This is a genomic window from Streptomyces sp. NPDC058459, from assembly GCF_042721685.1.
Lineage (GTDB): Bacteria > Actinomycetota > Actinomycetes > Streptomycetales > Streptomycetaceae > Streptomyces.
On the sequence record NZ_JBHXLV010000017.1, the window covers coordinates 18,083 to 34,012 of the forward strand.

Annotated in this window: 6 protein-coding genes; all 6 read left to right on the forward strand. The window is 66.1% G+C overall.

The window, feature by feature from the left end; translation table 11 throughout:
* The first annotated feature begins 343 nt into the window (after positions 1-343).
* The 6 genes from ACFWN1_RS05990 (at position 344) to ACFWN1_RS06015 (ending at position 15,882) form a co-directional block, all read left to right on the forward strand.
* A complete protein-coding gene (locus ACFWN1_RS05990; RefSeq protein WP_359315927.1) occupies positions 344-1,051 on the forward strand; it encodes a hypothetical protein in 708 nt (235 codons plus the stop codon).
* 65 nt (positions 1,052-1,116) lie between these two features.
* Positions 1,117-2,409 carry a hypothetical protein gene (locus ACFWN1_RS05995; RefSeq protein WP_384358660.1) on the forward strand — a complete coding sequence of 431 codons (1,293 nt, stop codon included), beginning with the start codon at positions 1,117-1,119 and terminating at the stop codon, positions 2,407-2,409.
* Positions 2,400-5,666: a hypothetical protein gene (locus ACFWN1_RS06000; RefSeq protein WP_384358662.1), complete on the forward strand. Its 3,267-nt coding sequence runs from the start codon at positions 2,400-2,402 to the stop codon at positions 5,664-5,666. Before ACFWN1_RS05995 ends, ACFWN1_RS06000 begins: the two co-directional genes overlap by 10 nt.
* Positions 5,667-5,689: 23 nt before the next feature.
* Positions 5,690-8,353 carry an RNaseH domain-containing protein gene (locus tag ACFWN1_RS06005; protein ID WP_384358664.1) on the forward strand — a complete coding sequence of 888 codons (2,664 nt, stop codon included), beginning with the start codon at positions 5,690-5,692 and terminating at the stop codon, positions 8,351-8,353.
* 126 nt (positions 8,354-8,479) lie between these two features.
* A complete protein-coding gene (drmD, locus tag ACFWN1_RS06010) occupies positions 8,480-11,767 on the forward strand; it encodes a DISARM system SNF2-like helicase DrmD (RefSeq protein WP_384358666.1) in 3,288 nt (1,095 codons plus the stop codon).
* A complete protein-coding gene (locus tag ACFWN1_RS06015; protein ID WP_384358668.1) occupies positions 11,767-15,882 on the forward strand; it encodes a DNA methyltransferase in 4,116 nt (1,371 codons plus the stop codon). Before drmD ends, ACFWN1_RS06015 begins: the two co-directional genes overlap by 1 nt.
* Positions 15,883-15,930 lie beyond the last annotated feature (48 nt).

Below are 15,930 nucleotides of genomic sequence, written 5' to 3' on the forward strand. Positions count from 1 at the left end.
AGGCCGGGGTCGACTGACCGCAGATGCAAGAGACAGGGCGGCTGGTACATCGAGAAACTGACTCTTCGTTGTCCCCGGCAGGACACTGGAGCCGATCTGTTCCTGATTCACCCGCTTGAGCAGTGTCCCGCAGGATTCGATGCCCGAGGGTTGTCACTGGGCTGCCGTAGCCTGACTGGCATGCTGCTACGCCGCCCCCGCGCGGCCCGAAGGGCGGCGCGGGGCTGCCTGATTTCGACATGGCTCTGAGGCGTAGAAACATCGCCGGGCGCTGCCAGCCACTGGGGTGGCCGCCGGACGATGGCTCTGCGTGTGATGCACCCTGCGGGAGAAGGCCGACACGATGTGGGATGGTCTGAACAGCCGTCAGCGTAGCTACTTGCTCGCCTGTTTTCGTGAGGACCAGGACGCGGAGCGCCGTGCCAGAGCGGCTCGGTCCGCTTACCAGGTCCCAGGGTCGGCGTCTGAATGGCGCAAGCTGCCGTTTTCGATCAAGGCCGAGCTTCCGTTCGCCGAGTACACCACGATTCAGAGGCGCCTCCGAGAGGAGGGCAGCCTCGATGCCGGAGCCGGAGCCACTCTGCACGCTCTCGCCCGCCGAGGGCTTCTGAAGATCACCGAAGACCGGATCGACCTTCCGGAGGTGGGTCTTGTTGCCCGCGTCCTGGTGGAACTGACCCGTGCGGGCCGGGCATGCGCCCGTGTCGGACTCGGCATTGCCCCTGCGCCGCGCCGCCCCAAGCACCTGTTGTCGGAGTGGCTGTGGGACAACCTGGCCAGGGTCGCCACCGCCGGTTCGGACGGGCTGTCGGAGGACGTGATGGGAGGCAAAGCCAAGTACTACCTCGGTACCGACTACCGCCCCAACGGCAAACCGAGTCGGGGCTACATCGATTGTTTCGCCGTTCGTACCGAGAAGGGGCGAGGGACGTTCGTCCTGGAGTACCGGTGGCGGATCACCGAGGCTGGAAGGCGGCACATCAACGCGTACCGCGCCGCCTATCAGACTGCGTATCCGAATGTCCAGGTCAACGTCCCGGATTCGCTGTAACGGCCCCGATCGCCGCTCGATTGTCAGACCCCTGGTCTATGTTGCCGAGCGTGATGTTCACTTCCATGACCGAGCCGATCAGTCATGACGTAATCCGGCAGATGGTGATGCGGGCGGCGGCCATGTCGGCCGAGGCCTTCACGAACACTGAGCAGTCTCCCGAAGGCCGCCTGCGCACTCTGATGGAGGGCCACGGGGAGGTCCTCGCCGCCCGTGGCCCCGGCCAGCCGCTCCCCTTCGACGCCTTCCTGCAGATGCTGACCGGCGACCTCGCGCTCCTCCTCCCTGACGGGGTGCCGCCGGAGGAGATGACCGGCGTCCAACTCATCAATGACGACGGCCTGTTCGAAGAGGACCTGTTCGACCTGGACCATGAACAGAGGGAGGTCGCGCGAGCCGTCCACAAAGCTACCCGGGACGGCCGTTCCACCTCCCTCGCGGAACTCGAACAAGAGATGGATCAGGTCACCGTCTATGAGGGGTTACGGAAACGAGGCACCCAAGAGGCGTACGTCAAGGGCCGTTCCGACCTGTCTCGTATGCCGGCCGGGACCGAGACGGAGGTTCGGAGGTTGAACCTCCCCAGCGTCGTCGGCCAGTTTTACCGGCCCATCAGCTTTGCCGCGCTCTACGAGCAGTGGTGGTTCGCCTGTCCCGTGTGCCGCTGGCCGATGAAGGTCACCCGACACCGTTCCCGTAAATCGGTCACCGGCAGGGTCCGGTGCTTCTACCGACCGCACGCGGAACTGATGGGAGCGTCCTACACCTTCAAGATTCCCGATGCCGGCAAGCCGCCGTCACTGATCCCCGGCGCCCCACCCCCGGCTCCCACCGGGGCGGCGTCCATCCTCGCCCCCGACCTGCGGGGACCCGTGCCTCAGCCGCTGCTGGCCGCCCGGTACCTAGCGCTGACACGCGGGCCGTGGCGATACACCACCATCCCTGGCCTCGTCGAGATCGCCTTGTACGACGCGTTGCGTTCACGCGGTTTCGTCGCTGCCCCGGAGCCCTACATGAGCCCCGTCGCCCTGGGCGTCGGGGCCGATTGCCCCGGCACCGTCACCGTGTGGCCCTACCAGGACGCCTATGACCTGCACGTGGATGTGTGGCACGGCGACGGCGAGACGGAGTCCTTCTTGCTCGATATCAAGGACTTCACCTCGGAGAAGCTGCTGGCGAAGAAGATCCAGGCTGACGGCGGCGATGTGGGTGGAGCGGAGTGGATCGTCGTCCCCGACTACCGCGAAGCCTCTCTTCCCCTGTTGCGCGGGGTGTGTGAGGAGTTCCGCCTGAGCGTGGCCACCGCGGGTGACATGGGCGAGAAGATCTGCAGGAGGGCGGGAGTCCGATGGGCCTGACAAGCAAGTTCCGCAAGGACGACGCGGCGGTCTTCTGCGCGCTGGCGCTCGCCGCCCACTACTTTCCCGGGCCGCCCGACGAGCACGGGCAGCCCACCGCGAGGTTCAGGCACGCCGCGTTCCTCTTGTCCGGCCAGTACGACAAATGGTCGGCCTGGGCGAGCCTCCCGCACGAGGAGAAGCAACGCCTCGCCGACGTTCTCGTCAACGCTCCGGGCGAGTTGGCCAGCGCTTCGGCCTTCGCGCGAGCCGCCCGCAAACGACTGGCCACGCCCCCTGCCGGGCAGGCCCCCCAGTTCGTTCCCGTCGGTGAACCGCCCGTAGCGGAAGCGGCCTCACCGAGAGTCGGAGACGATCTCCTGGCCTACGTGGACCGGACCCTGAAACGGATCCATAAGGATCATCCCCGTCCCAAGCCAGCGCCGCCCGCCGCGGCCGGGGTGTGGATGACCCGCAAGCTCTACGCCGGGGGCATCGGAGAGATCCAGGGCCGCGCCGTCATCCCCGCGTTCGCGGGCAGCTCCGAGACCGACGCGTGCCAGAACCCGCCGCAGGTGTATACCACCGCTTACGTGCCGCTGGTCGAGATCCCTACCAGCGGTCTTCTCGATCTCGCCCGGCAGCTGGATCAGCGCTTGAAGCCCGAGGGGCGGCACCTCCACCAGGTCCTCAAGGCGCTTTTCAGCAAGCTCGACACTACGGACACGATCTCTCCGAAGGAGATGATCGGCCTCTGCGCAGGTGCCACCGAAGTCTTCAACGCCCCCACCGGCACCGGGAAGAGCGTCCTCGTCCGCGTCATGGCCTCGTGGTTCGCCATCAACAACCGGACCCTTGCGATTGTCCTGCCCACCGTCGAAGCGACACTCTCGGCAGCGTGGGACATCAGCCAGGATCTCGCGTTCCTCGGCCGCGCCGAGACGTGTACGCCCCTGATGTCTCCCTACGGACTGCACGAGCGGGCCATGAAGGTCGCCTCCCGCATCGAGGGATCGATCGCCGAGCAGCCGGCCAAGATCCGGTGGAAGGTCAGCCAGCTCTCCTACGGCTGCTCGCTGAACCGCTTCACCGAGGCCACACACCCGTACCCGGCGGGCTCGGAATCCTGTACGAGCCTCTACCCGCTGCCCCCGGCCAAGGGAACCCGGCGCTGCCCGTTCGTACCGGTGTGCGGGAAGTACCAGCAGCACCACAACGCATGCACCGCCTCTGTCGTGGTGACCAACCACCACAACTTCATGATGGGCCGGATGCCCATCGGCATCGACCTCGACGGTCGGCCCACCGACGGCCTGAGCGTGGCCGAGTTCCTGCTGCGCCGGTGCCATGCTGCCCTCATCGACGAGATTGACCAGTTCCAGTCCACGGCCATCGGGAAGTGCTCCAGTGAGCTGGTCCTGGACTCCCGCCTCGACAAGAAGATCCCGCTCCAGCAGCTCCACGACGAGCTGGGCAAGCAGCCACCCGCCACGGTCAAGGAACTCGTCCCGCCGGTCACCTACGCCCGCTACCTCACCGAGTTCCTGCTGGCCGCCGTCTGCGAAGGCCAGCTCCACCTGCGGCACTACGAGGGCGACGGAGGCCCCGTCGGCGACCGGGCGGCTATGAACAGCACCGGATGGCACATCTCCGGAGGCCGGGACCGCCGCCTGATCCACCTGCTGTTCCCCGAATCAGGCATCACCGGCGAACACGAGATCCCGCAAGAGTTGTTCGACACACTCAACGCGCTCAGGCCGCCCAAACCCGGCCAGGACCCGCTCGCCGACCCGTTCAGCACCGTCGAACTGGAAGACCACCACCGGGAGGTCCGTAGCGTCCTCGGTGACCTTCTCGGCCACCGCGGTACTGATCTGCTTACCCACGCACAGCACCGCCTGGACGACGTCCTCAGCGGCATCGTCAAGAACGAACACGACCGCGCCGAGACCGTCGAACTGCTCATCGTCCGCACCTGGCTGTCCGAGCTCGACGACACCCTCAACGACCTCATGGGCAAGACGGCCCAGCTTCGCTCCAGTGGTCTGGCCTCGGCCCGTGCCCTCGCCGAACGCCTCGAACGAGGCATCGGAGCGAACATCCTCCCGTTCGGCATGCTCGGCCGTACCCTTTTCGGCTACCGCGTCACCGGCCTGGACGACCCGGCCAAGACCGGCGAGCTCACCTCCCAGAGCATCACCGGGGACCCTCACACCTACACCGCCCAGCTCGGCAGCATCGTCTCCCTCGCTCTTGCCGGTGTAGAGCGGCCTGTCATGGGCCTGTCCGCGACCGCGTACTTCCCGCAGGCCGTCCGCGAGCACATCCACAGCACTGTGAAGTGGTGGATGACCGACGCCGCGCCGGACAGCATCCGGGCGAAGAAGCACACCATCACCGACTCCCTCAACAACCCCATCCAGATTTCCGGGCTCCCTCAGAAGCTCAAGGCCGCCGCCCTCAAGGCGCTCGGCGAGAGTCTGTACGACACCCGCATCCACCCCGAGCTCGAACGCCTCGCCAAGGAGGACAAGGACCGCGCGCACGCCGCCGTGGTGGTCAACTCCTACCTGCACTGTCGCTACATCGCGCTGGGTATCTACAACTCCGGGAACTACGCCGGCGGCCTGTGTGTCGCCGTCCCACCGGACGTGGAACGCCGCAGTGACCTGCCGCCGCTGCCCGCCGGCATCGTCGAGCTGACACCCGAGGAGTTCGAGACCTTCCCCAAGAAGGGCAAGATCCTCGTCGTCCCCATGGCGCGTATCGCTCGCGGCCTGAACATCGTCATCGGTACCAAGTCGGCGATCACTCCGGTCTACCTGTGCACCCGCCCTCTGGCGCTCTTGAGTGATCCTCCGGAGATGTACGCCTCGGTCAATGCCGCTGGCCTCAACAGCCTGCCGCAGGAGCCCAGTGACGATCCTGTCGCCGCTCTCACAGCGGCACGTACCGAGGCGTGGAGGCGCCTCAGCCTGATCATGCGCTCCGCGCCCGGCTTCGGGTCGACCCACAAGGTCCTTCAGGAGGAGATTGTCGCGGGCATGGTCGTGGACATGATCCAGCTCGCCGGACGGGCACGGCGTGGCGGAACGGACATGACCCTGCACCTCGTGGACTACGCCTTCCACCGTGACTCGTGGCAGGCCGACCTGGCCAGCATCCTCAAGCGGATGCACGCCAACTGGGACGAGGACGAACGCCGCCGCATGAATGACATCTACCGCGAAGCCCTTGCGGCCTTCCTCGCCTACGCCGGAATCGACCCGGCCGCATGACCTCCGAAGGAGAATCCGTTCACATGTCCTCCCGCCCGCCCAAGGCGACCCAGCGTCTCGATCTCCTCGCCGTCCGGGTCACGCGCAGCCTCCTCTCGGATGCCTCCGTCCACGTCCGCGACTGCGGCCCGGCCGGCGTCAAGCTGTGGAACATCTTCGACAACGCCTACCGTCGGCGGGCCGGGCGGGACGAGGTCCAGGCCCCGCACTCCGTCGCGACGACGGCCCTTCGCGCCCTCACCGGCGGGTACGTCTGGCTCGATGCCAAACGAGCCGTCCTGGCCAGCCGGGACCCCATCGACGACGACACGGTCCGCGACGTCTTCACCCTGCTGTATGGGCTGGCGACGGGCGAAGATGTCGATGACATCGACCTGAACCAGCCGGTCAGCATCGCCGAGAAGTTCGCCTCCACCCCGCAGGAACAGCGCGCGCTGGCCGACTACCTGCAGCATTCGCCCAGCCAGCAGCCAGACGCCCCCAACTGGGTGTATGAGACTGTCGCCTGGGACCTCGCCCGCCGGATCGCGGCCGAACCCTTGGCGATCGACGGCCTGTCCGTCCGGCTTCGCCCCGACACAGCGGGCGGCCTTGTCGCATGGGACGATCCGTGGCCGGACGAGACCGGAACCCGGTTCGCCCTGCCACGGATCCGGTTGCGCATGAAGACCGAGCCCAACGTGAAAGACCCCCTGATCCTTGTCTCCGCCTCGGCGACCCGAATCAGCAGTTCCATGGACTTCGCCCGCACCGTCCTCGCCGAGCAAGACCGAGCAGACCGGCCACTGGTCGAGGTCGAACTCGACGGCCGGGGACGCCTGCGTAACGTCAACCGCCTCGCCCTCCAAGCTCTCTCCCGGCTCGGCATGGGCCGCTCCGTCCTCCACGAGGTCGACCGGCAGGTCCAGGCCGACAGGCTGGCCCGCGAGCAAGCCCAGGCAAGCGGCGAGAAGTCACCTGCCCCGCAGCCACTGGGCACCGTGCGGCCCATCATGGCCAAGAACTTCTACTTTCCCGTCGGCTCCGGTGTCGGTATGGACTACTACCGGGGACTGCACGACCACATCCAGACCACTCTCGGCGACAACTGCCAACCGCTGTACGGCTTCTTCGAGGGCGGCAACTTCAAGCAGGCCAAGAAGGACGAAGTCCTCATGGAGCCGCTGGACATCACGCGCTCCTTGGACGCCATGGGCCGCGAGCACCTGCGCATCGTCTGCCTTTGGGCGACCGACGAAATCCGTCAGCGTATGATCAACGCACTCGCTCGCGCCTATGGACTCGACCCCGCCGATCTCAACCCCGCCGAAGGCAAGGGCGTCGCTCTGCACGGCACCCGGGTCAGTGTCGTCTTCCACCATGTTCCCGATTTCCTCCAGCACGGGCCTGCGGTTGGCAGGTCCGCGCACACGGCCGACCTGGTCTCCTTGAAAGCGGCGTCGGGAGAGATCGTCGGCGTGTGGGCGGAAACCGAGTACGGCGACGGGAAGAAGGGCTCTCTGCCGAGGCCCAAGGACAGCGAAGACGCCAAGCATCAGACCCACCGCGTTCTGGCGAAGATGGACCTGGTTGTCCAGTACATCGACAGGGCTGTCCAGACCGGCATCGACAAGTCCACCGGCATGGACCACCAGAGCCTGTCCTGCCTCATGGATCTCTACCGCAATCTCGGGTTCATCGACCGGCGGATCGCCCGCGTTCTGACGAAACCCGTCGGCGAGCTCCCCGCCGACGGGGTAGCGCACTGCGGTGTTCACGTCCGCAGGCAGTCACGGCGCCGGGGCGAGAGGGACGCAAGGATCTCCGTTGCCGCGAGTGTCCTCAAGCCCCCTACCGTGCCGGACGGCGCGTGGACGCTCCATGGATGGTCCTACACCGACCGCAGCTGGAAGCCGTACCACCTGGCCGAAGCTGCCTTCCACGCCGCCGATTACCCGGCCGGGAAGATGACGGAGTTCGTGGACAACTTCGCCGGCTACTCCAGCACCGCTAAGGTCATCGACCAGGCTCTGGAAGACCTGGCCGACTACCTGGATGGCATCCCGTACACGGTCACAGTGGACGGCTTTGCCTGCCGACGGCTGTGGAAGGGTCTGAACAACAAGGCCCAGGGGCAGCCACCCGAGCCCAACACCACCTGGCTACCGGGCTCCACGATCGCCCTCAAGTACCGGCCGTTCGCCGTGATCCGCCTCAACACCACCGACGAGGAGGTCCCGCGCCCGGTACAGGTGACCATCACCGACGAGAACGACAGCGAGATCAAGACCAAGGAACGCACCACACAGGTCTTCCGGATCGACTCGGATCCGGATCTCGGCGAGCAGTGCACCTGGCTGCTGGTCAACACCACCCACCAGTTCGACGGAAACGGCGCCGGCAGGCAGGGCTCGAAGAAGACCCGCTATGGCGCACTGCCGTGGAACAAGGGCAAGAACGAGATCAAGGCGAACTACTACGCCATGACCGCCACCGAGATCTTCCCGATCGCCGTGAACACCGACCACCGCCGAGAACTGATGATGGTGACCGCCAGGCTCTGCCACCAGGCCCTCGCCTGGAAGCACCGCACCCGCTACCCGATCCCCCTCCACGCCGCCCTCCAGATGGACAAGGACCACCCGCAGTACCGACGCACCATCACGCCCGAGGACCTCGACGGCGAGACGAACAGCGAGGACGAGTAGCCCCCATGGATCAGGGTGTTCCATCAGAGGCGTCTGCCAGGCTGGGATCATGGATCTTGGGCAGGAATCGGGCTCGTGCCAGGATGCACGGAACGACGGGCGAGCCGGGAGCGGAAGTTGACACGGGTGGGCATCGAAGAGGTCGACGAGGCGGATCAATTCGTACGAGACACGACGGTGCCGACCGTCGGCCAGTTGGTTACGGTACGTAATCGAAATTGGGTGGCCACTGCGGTGGAGCGCTCCTCGATCGCAGTGGAGCAGCCGGGCAGTCCGCTGCTTGCCGAGGCACAGCACCTGGTCTCCCTGGTTTCAGTGGACGGCGACTCCGGTGACGAGGAGTTGCGCGTCCTGTGGGAGCTTGAGCCTGGTGCTACGGCCCGTGAGCAGCACGCCCTGCCCTCTCCTGTGAGCGGGTTCGATGACCCGGCGAAGTTGGACGCCTTCCTTGATGCGGTGCGCTGGGGCTCGGTGGCCACGGCGGACAAGACACTGCTGCAGGCGCCGTTCCGCTCCGGAGTGAAGCCGGAGGACTATCAGCTCGACCCGGTGGTGCGGGCTCTGCAGATGCCGCGTACGAACCTGCTGATCGCGGACGACGTCGGTCTCGGTAAGACCATCGAGGCGGGTCTGGTGATGCAGGAGCTGATGTTGCGGCACCGGGCGCGGACGATGCTGATCGTGTGCCCGGCTTCGCTCACCCTGCAGTGGCGCGATGAGATGCGCGACAAGTTCGGCCTGGGTTTCAAGATCGTGGATGCGGAGCTCCTGAAGGAGTTGCGCAGGTCTCGCGGGCTGTACGCGAACCCGTGGACGCACTACCCGCGGTTGATCGTCTCGATTGACTGGCTCAAGCGGGAGCGGCCCATGGCGCTGTTGCGCTCGATCCTGCCGTCGGCGCCTCAGTATCCGCGCGCTTTCGATCTCCTCGTCGTCGATGAGGTGCATACGTGTGCACCTTCGGGGTCCGGGAAGTACGCGGTCGACTCACAGCGCACCGACGCGATCAAGACGTTGGCCCCGCACACCGAGCACCGGCTGTTCCTGTCGGCGACGCCGCACAACGGCTACCTGAATTCGTTCACCGCCCTGCTGGCCCTGTTGGACGGCCACCGCTTCGCCCGCACCCTGGAACCTTCAGAGGAGGCCAAGGCACAGGTGATGGTGCGGCGACTGAAGCGGGATCTTCCGCCGACCTGGGACGGCAGCCCGCGCTTCCCGGAACGCGATCTGGATCATCCCCTGGAGGTCGTCTACGACGCCGCCACCCGGGACGCCTACGCGAAACTCGACCAGTACGCGCAGTCCCGCCGCGAGACGATCTCCGGGCAGCTGACATTGAAGGGCGCCGCGCCGAGCCGGGCTGCGGACTTCGTCGTCACACTGCTCAAGCGCCGCTTCCTGTCCAGCCCGAAGGCCTTCGCCAATACAGTGGACACCCATCTGAAGACGATGCTCGCCCGGGAGCGACACAACGAGGCCGAGCGGGATTACGACCGCGGTGCGTACACGGTGGCGGAGAAGGTCCTCGCCAAGATGATCGGGCAGTTGGACGAGACGGCTGAGGACGACGCCGCCTTTGAGGAGACCGCACAGGAGGCCCTTGCCACAGCTCGTCGGTTCGCCCCGCCGCTTACCCTGGCCGAACAGAAGCTGCTGGAGGACCTACGCGACTGGGGGGACCGTAACTCGGAGAAGGCCGACGGCAAGTTCACCGCCTTCCTTGGCTGGCTGCGCGGCATCGTGCAGCGAATCGGAACCGATGGGGTGAGCGGCAGCTGGGACGGCAAGCGGGTCATCGTGTTCACCGAATACCGCGACACCCAGCGCTGGCTGCACGAACGGCTCATCGGCGCCGGTGTGCCGAACGAGGCGATCGCCCAGCTCTACGGCGGCCAGGACCGTGATGAACGCGAGCGCGTCAAGAACGTCTTCCAGGACGACCCCGATGTCGACCCGATGCGGATCCTGCTCGCCACCGACTCCGCGAGCGAGGGCATCAACCTGCAGAACCATTGCAACCGGGTCCTGCACTGGGAAATCCCGTGGAACCCCAACCGCCTTGAGCAGCGCAACGGTCGAGTGGACCGGCATGGACAAACCGCGGCGAAGGTCGAGATCGTCCACTTCGTGCCCCAGGGCTGGGACCGGCAGCGCGAGGAGGACACAGGGTTCACCGAGGGCACCTTGGAGGACGCGATGGCCTTCCTCGGCGTCGCGGTGCGCAAGGTCGAGCAGATCCGCACCGACCTCGGCAGCGCCGGGGAGGTGATCGCCAGCCAGGTCGAGCAGAAAATGCTCGGTAAGCGCTCCAGCTGGCAGACCACCGACAAGGAGATCCAGAGCCTCGCTGGCAAGGCCGTACTGAAGATCGAACGGAATCTGGCGCATGACCTCCAGCAGGCCCAGGAACAGCTCACCCGGACCCGCACGGAGCTGAACCTGAACCCGGACACGATCGAGCGCGTCGTACGCACCGCGCTCCGCCTGGCCCACAAGAAGGATCTGATCGAGGCTCCGTCACCCAAGGGCGTCAACGCACGCTGCTTCAAGCTCCCGGAGCTGAAGGAGGGCTGGGCGCAGGCACGCAACGACGGCCTGCGGCACCCGGTCAGCGGCAAGGAACGCCCCATCACCTTCGACCAGGACTACGCCGGACGCACCGACGTCGTGCTGCTGCACCTGAACCACCGCCTGGTCGACCTGTGTCTGCGTCTGCTGCGCGCCGAACTGTGGTCCCAGGGCGAGCACGGCGCACATCTGACCCGCGTCACCGCCCGGATCGTCCCCGGCGACCTGCTGCGCAACCCGGCGGTGATCGCACATGGCCGTGTCGTGCTCACCGGGAACCGCGGAGTGCGACTGCACGAGCAGATCGCCCTGGCCGGAGGATCGATCGAACACGGCAGACTGACCGTGGAGAAGAGCCCGGAGACCCTGGAACACTGGCTCGCCGCCGCGTCGCAGGACGCGCCACCGCCCGAATTCCTTGATCGGCTCACCGCGCTGTGGGGCGCGCTGGAGACCCCGCTCGGCAAGGCCCTGCAGACCGAGTCCAACAAGATCGCGCGCAAGCAGCGCAAAGTCCTGGACAAGCGCTGCGAGGACGACGTCAAGGCGATGCAGTCGGTACTGACCGAACTGGAGCGCAACATCAGGGATTCCCTGAACTCCAACCCGATCTGGCGCCAGGACTCACTGCTGGCCCCCGATCCGGAACGCGAACAGCTCAAGAAGGACCACACGGAACTGGAAGCACGCCTCGCCGCCGTTCCTGAACAGCTCGTGTCCGAGGCAGCGGCCCTGCGCCACCGGTACGCAGACCCGGTCGCCCGCCGCTTCCCCGTGGCGGTCACCTTCCTCGTCCCCGCCTCCCTCACCGTAGCCGCTCCCTCACACCAGGCAGGTCACTGATGTCGGCGCGCACCCGCTTCCCGAAAACGGAGCAGCAGACCCCGATCGAGCAGCACGCCGAGTGGCTCAACCTGCTCCGCCCGGAGGGGCCGTTCCTCACCGCCAAGATCCTCGCGGAAGCATTTCCGCAGGGTCTTGACGTTGCCGACACTCCGCTGCGCGCCCGTCTCCGGCAGGCTTGGGCTGAACTGCAAGCCGAACCGGCGACGCTGTGCAGCGCATGGCAGCACCTGGTCCTGGAGGAACTGCTCGGCTACCAGGGCCAGGCACTGCGGCAAGGCTCGATGCTGCCCCGCGAACTGACCGACCACCTCGGCACAGCCCCCGACGCACTGCTGATGGGCCCGCCCGACCCGACCACCGGCCTGCCCGGCGCGGCCGAACGCGCTCTGATCTACCGCCGCCCCTGGGGCGAACCCCTCACCCGTGCAGTGAAGGGCCTGCCGTCGCTGGCCGAACAGGCCGCCGAACTGTGCCGGCGCCGTGCCGTCCCCCTCGCGTTGCTCACCAACGGCACCCTGTGGGTTCTCGTCCACGCCCGACCCGGAGCGCCGACATCGGTGGCGGTCTTCGACGCCGACACCTGGTTCGAAGAACCGCTGCTGCTTCGCGCCTTCACCTCTCTGCTCGGTGTCCGCTGCGCCGCGATCGCGCCCAAGGACCGCGAGGGCAAGGACACCGACTCCCTCGCCGCCCTGTTCACCCGCACAGCCGACGACACCACCGCCGTCACCAAGACCCTCGGCAAGCAGGTCCGCGCAGCCGTCGAACTCCTCGTCGCGGAACTCTCCCGCCTCGACCGCGAGGCCGACGGCACCGTGCTGGAAGGCGTCGCCCCGCCTACCGTCTACCGCGCCGCGCTGACCGTCATGATGCGCATCGTCTTCCTCCTCTACGCGGAGGAACAGAACCTGCTCCCGGCCGATGACGAGCTGTACGCCGACTCGTACTCCGTTACGAGGCTCTACGACCGCCTCGACCAGGACGACGCCGACATCGCCGACCGCTGGAAGGCCGCCTGGCCCACGCTCCTTGCCACCTTCCGAGCCGTCCACGGCGGGGCTCGGCACCCGGACATGTGGATCCCCGCATACGGCGGATCACTGTTCGACCCGAAGCGGTTTGCCTGGCTGGAACGCCTGAAGGTCACCGACCGCGTCGTCTTCGCCATGCTCGACGCGCTGATCAAGCTCAAGCGCACCACGCCGGCAGGCAAGGTCACCTCGACGGAACGCCTGTCCTACAAGGGCCTCGACGTCGAACAGATCGGCCATGTCTACGAGGGTCTGCTCGAACACTCCGCCATTCGGCTCGACGAGACACGCCTCGGGCTCAAAGGCAAGGCCGGTGCTGACGCCAAGCTCGCTGACCTTGAAGCGTGGCACGCTGCCGATCGCTTGCAAGCTGAAGCAGCCAAGCTCGTCGGCTTGACTGCAAAGCAATTCGCCTCCGCACTGGCAACTGTCCCAACCGGAGAGGAGATCGGGAAGCTCGACGCCGCATGCGACAACGACTCCGAACTCGCCGCCCGCGTCCTGCCGTTCTTCGGACTGCTGCGGCCCGACCTGCGCGGTGAGCCGATTGTCCACCCCGCCGGGACGGTCATCGTCACCCAGGTCGGCGACCGGCGTGACTCCGGCACTCACTACACACCGCGCGCCCTCGCCGAAGAGATTGTCCTGCACACCCTCGACCCGCTGTGCTTCTCGCCCGGCTCGCCGGACGGAATTCCGCGACCCGCCGATGGGATCCAGCCGCCCGAATGGCGAGTGCGTCCGGCGTCGGAACTCCTTGCGCTCAAGATCCTCGACCCCGCGATGGGCTCTGGTGCGTTCCTGGTCTCGGCTTGCCGGTACCTGTCGGAGAGGGTCGTTGAGGCATGGGACCGCGATGGGCTGCCGGACGCGGTCGGTGCACGTCTCGGCGAGCATCGCGAGGACCGGGACGCGAAACTCCTCGAAGCCCGTCGCATGGTCGCCGACCGCTGCCTCTACGGTGTCGACATCGACGACATGGCGGTGGAACTCGCCAAACTCTCGCTGTGGCTGGTCACCCTGGCGAAGAGCCGTCCCTTCAACTTCGTCGACCACGCCCTGCGCTGCGGCGACTCCCTTATCGGCTGTCTGACGGCGGACCAGATCGAAGCCTTCCACCTCACCCCAGGCGAAGGTCATCGCCTCAACACCCGCCTTAGCGGCGAAATCGACAAGATCACTGGTCCGCTACTCGCCCAAGCCGCGGAACTGCGCCGTGACATCGAGCAGCATGAGGTCATCGACATCCGAGACGCTCGGGCGAAGGCTGCGAAGCTCGTCGAGGCCGAAGCGCTGACGGAACAGCTCCGCCTCGCCGCGGACGCTGTGGTCGCGGCGAAACTGTCCACCGCGACCACCAAGTCCGATGACGCATACGACAACCGCCTCGCTTCCATCGCCGACCTCGTCGAACAGGCGCTGCGGGGAGACAAGGCCGCAGGGGCTGAGGCCCGCACCATCGTCGACGGCTGGCTTCTCGGCCCCAGCGGCGGACCGCGCACGGCCTCGCTGCGTCCGCTGCACTGGCCACTCGAATTCCCGGAGATCATGGCCGATCCCGCTCGTGGTGAGCACCGCTTCGACGCGGTGGTGGGGAACCCGCCGTTCTCGGGCGGCGTTCAGACCAGCGCGCGCATCGGCAAAGACAGCTTGAGTTACGTCGGCCAAGTTATTGCTGACGGCCACACCGCAGGCGGGCGCGCCGACCTGTGCACTTACTTTCTGCTACGGAATCTCCAACTCGCAACGGATCGACGTACTGGCATCATCGCGACCAACACCATCGCTCAGACCGACTCGCGGGAAGTCGGTCTGGATCGAATTGTGGCGCACGGTTGGCAGATCAGCCGCGCAGTTAAGTCACAACCATGGCCTGGCGAAGCTGGCGTGTATGTCTCGCTGGTGTGGATCGGCCTCGATAGCGCAGCCGAACGACCCGTGCTCGAGGGGCGGGCAGTACATAAGATCTCTCCGGGCCTCACGTTGCCTTCCCGGGTAGTTGGAAGCCCGAACAAGCTTTCCGCTTCGGCGGGGCAAGTTTCTGTAGGCTGCCAGGTCACTGGCGCGGGCTTCCTACTTGAACCGGCCGAGGCACAGGCACTGATCGCGAAGGATGACAGGAACAGGGAGGTCGTTCTCCCCTATCTCATCAACGATGAGGTCAATGGTCGACCTGACTCCTCAGCAAAACGATGGGCAATCGACTTCAATGAAATGCCTGAGGAAGAAGCACGCCTGTACCCAGATTGTTTCGCGATTCTCAATGAAAGGGTACGTCCCGAGCGTCAACGTAAGACAGCGGACGGAAGCTTCAAGTTGCGCAGTCCACTGCCGCAAAGGTGGTGGCAGTACGCGGAGAAGCGGTCTGCTATGCGCAACGCCATTGCCGGATTGGGCCGGGTGCTCGTAATCGGATTGCACAGCAAGTACGGGTTGCCAAGTATCGTCCCCAATGGTCAGGTCTACTCTAACTCGTTGGCCGTCTTCTATACTCCCGATCAGAGAGCCACGCTTGCGCTCCTGACCAGCGCCTGGCATTTCAATTGGTGGACCGTCAAAGGTGAATCTTCGCTGGAGACGCGGCTCCGCTACACCCCCTCCGATGGCTTCGACACGTTCCCGCAGCCAGCTCTTACCCCGCGTATCCGTGCCGCTGGCGAGGATTTGGATACCTACCGTCGCCATGTCCAGCTGTCGCGGACACCGCAGCTCGGAATGACCGACCTCTACAACGAGGTTCACAACCCGGCGAATCTCGACTCCGACATCCAGCGTCTGCGTGAGATCCATGTGGAGATCGACGAGGCGGTCGCTGAGTCGTACCTCGCCCATCCTCTCGCCGCGGGGTTCGGCTGGACGCCGCTCGTGCTGAACCATGATTTCCACGAGACCGTCCACGGGCTGCGATGGACCGTAGACCCGGATGTCCAGATCGAGATGAACGACCGTCTCCTCGAACTCAACCATTCCCTCTACGAAGACGAAGTCCGCCGCGGCCTCCACAACAAGAGGGGATCCGCCAAGCCCAGGAAGACCGCCGCCCCTAGGGCGACCCACGACCCTGGCGATGTGATCTGGTAGGAGCCGTCCGCCATCGGAGGTCACCTGCGGTGCACGCTTTGGCCACGA

Bases quoted from the DNA above. Each gene is read 5' to 3' on its own strand.
- ACFWN1_RS05990 (WP_359315927.1), top strand. From the start codon at position 344: ATGTGGGATGGTCTGAACAGCCGTCAGCGTAGCTACTTGCTCGCCTGT.
- ACFWN1_RS05995 (WP_384358660.1), top strand. From the start codon at position 1,117: ATGACCGAGCCGATCAGTCATGACGTAATCCGGCAGATGGTGATGCGG.
- ACFWN1_RS06000 (WP_384358662.1), top strand. From the start codon at position 2,400: ATGGGCCTGACAAGCAAGTTCCGCAAGGACGACGCGGCGGTCTTCTGC.
- ACFWN1_RS06005 (WP_384358664.1), top strand. From the start codon at position 5,690: ATGTCCTCCCGCCCGCCCAAGGCGACCCAGCGTCTCGATCTCCTCGCC.
- ACFWN1_RS06015 (WP_384358668.1), top strand. From the start codon at position 11,767: ATGTCGGCGCGCACCCGCTTCCCGAAAACGGAGCAGCAGACCCCGATC.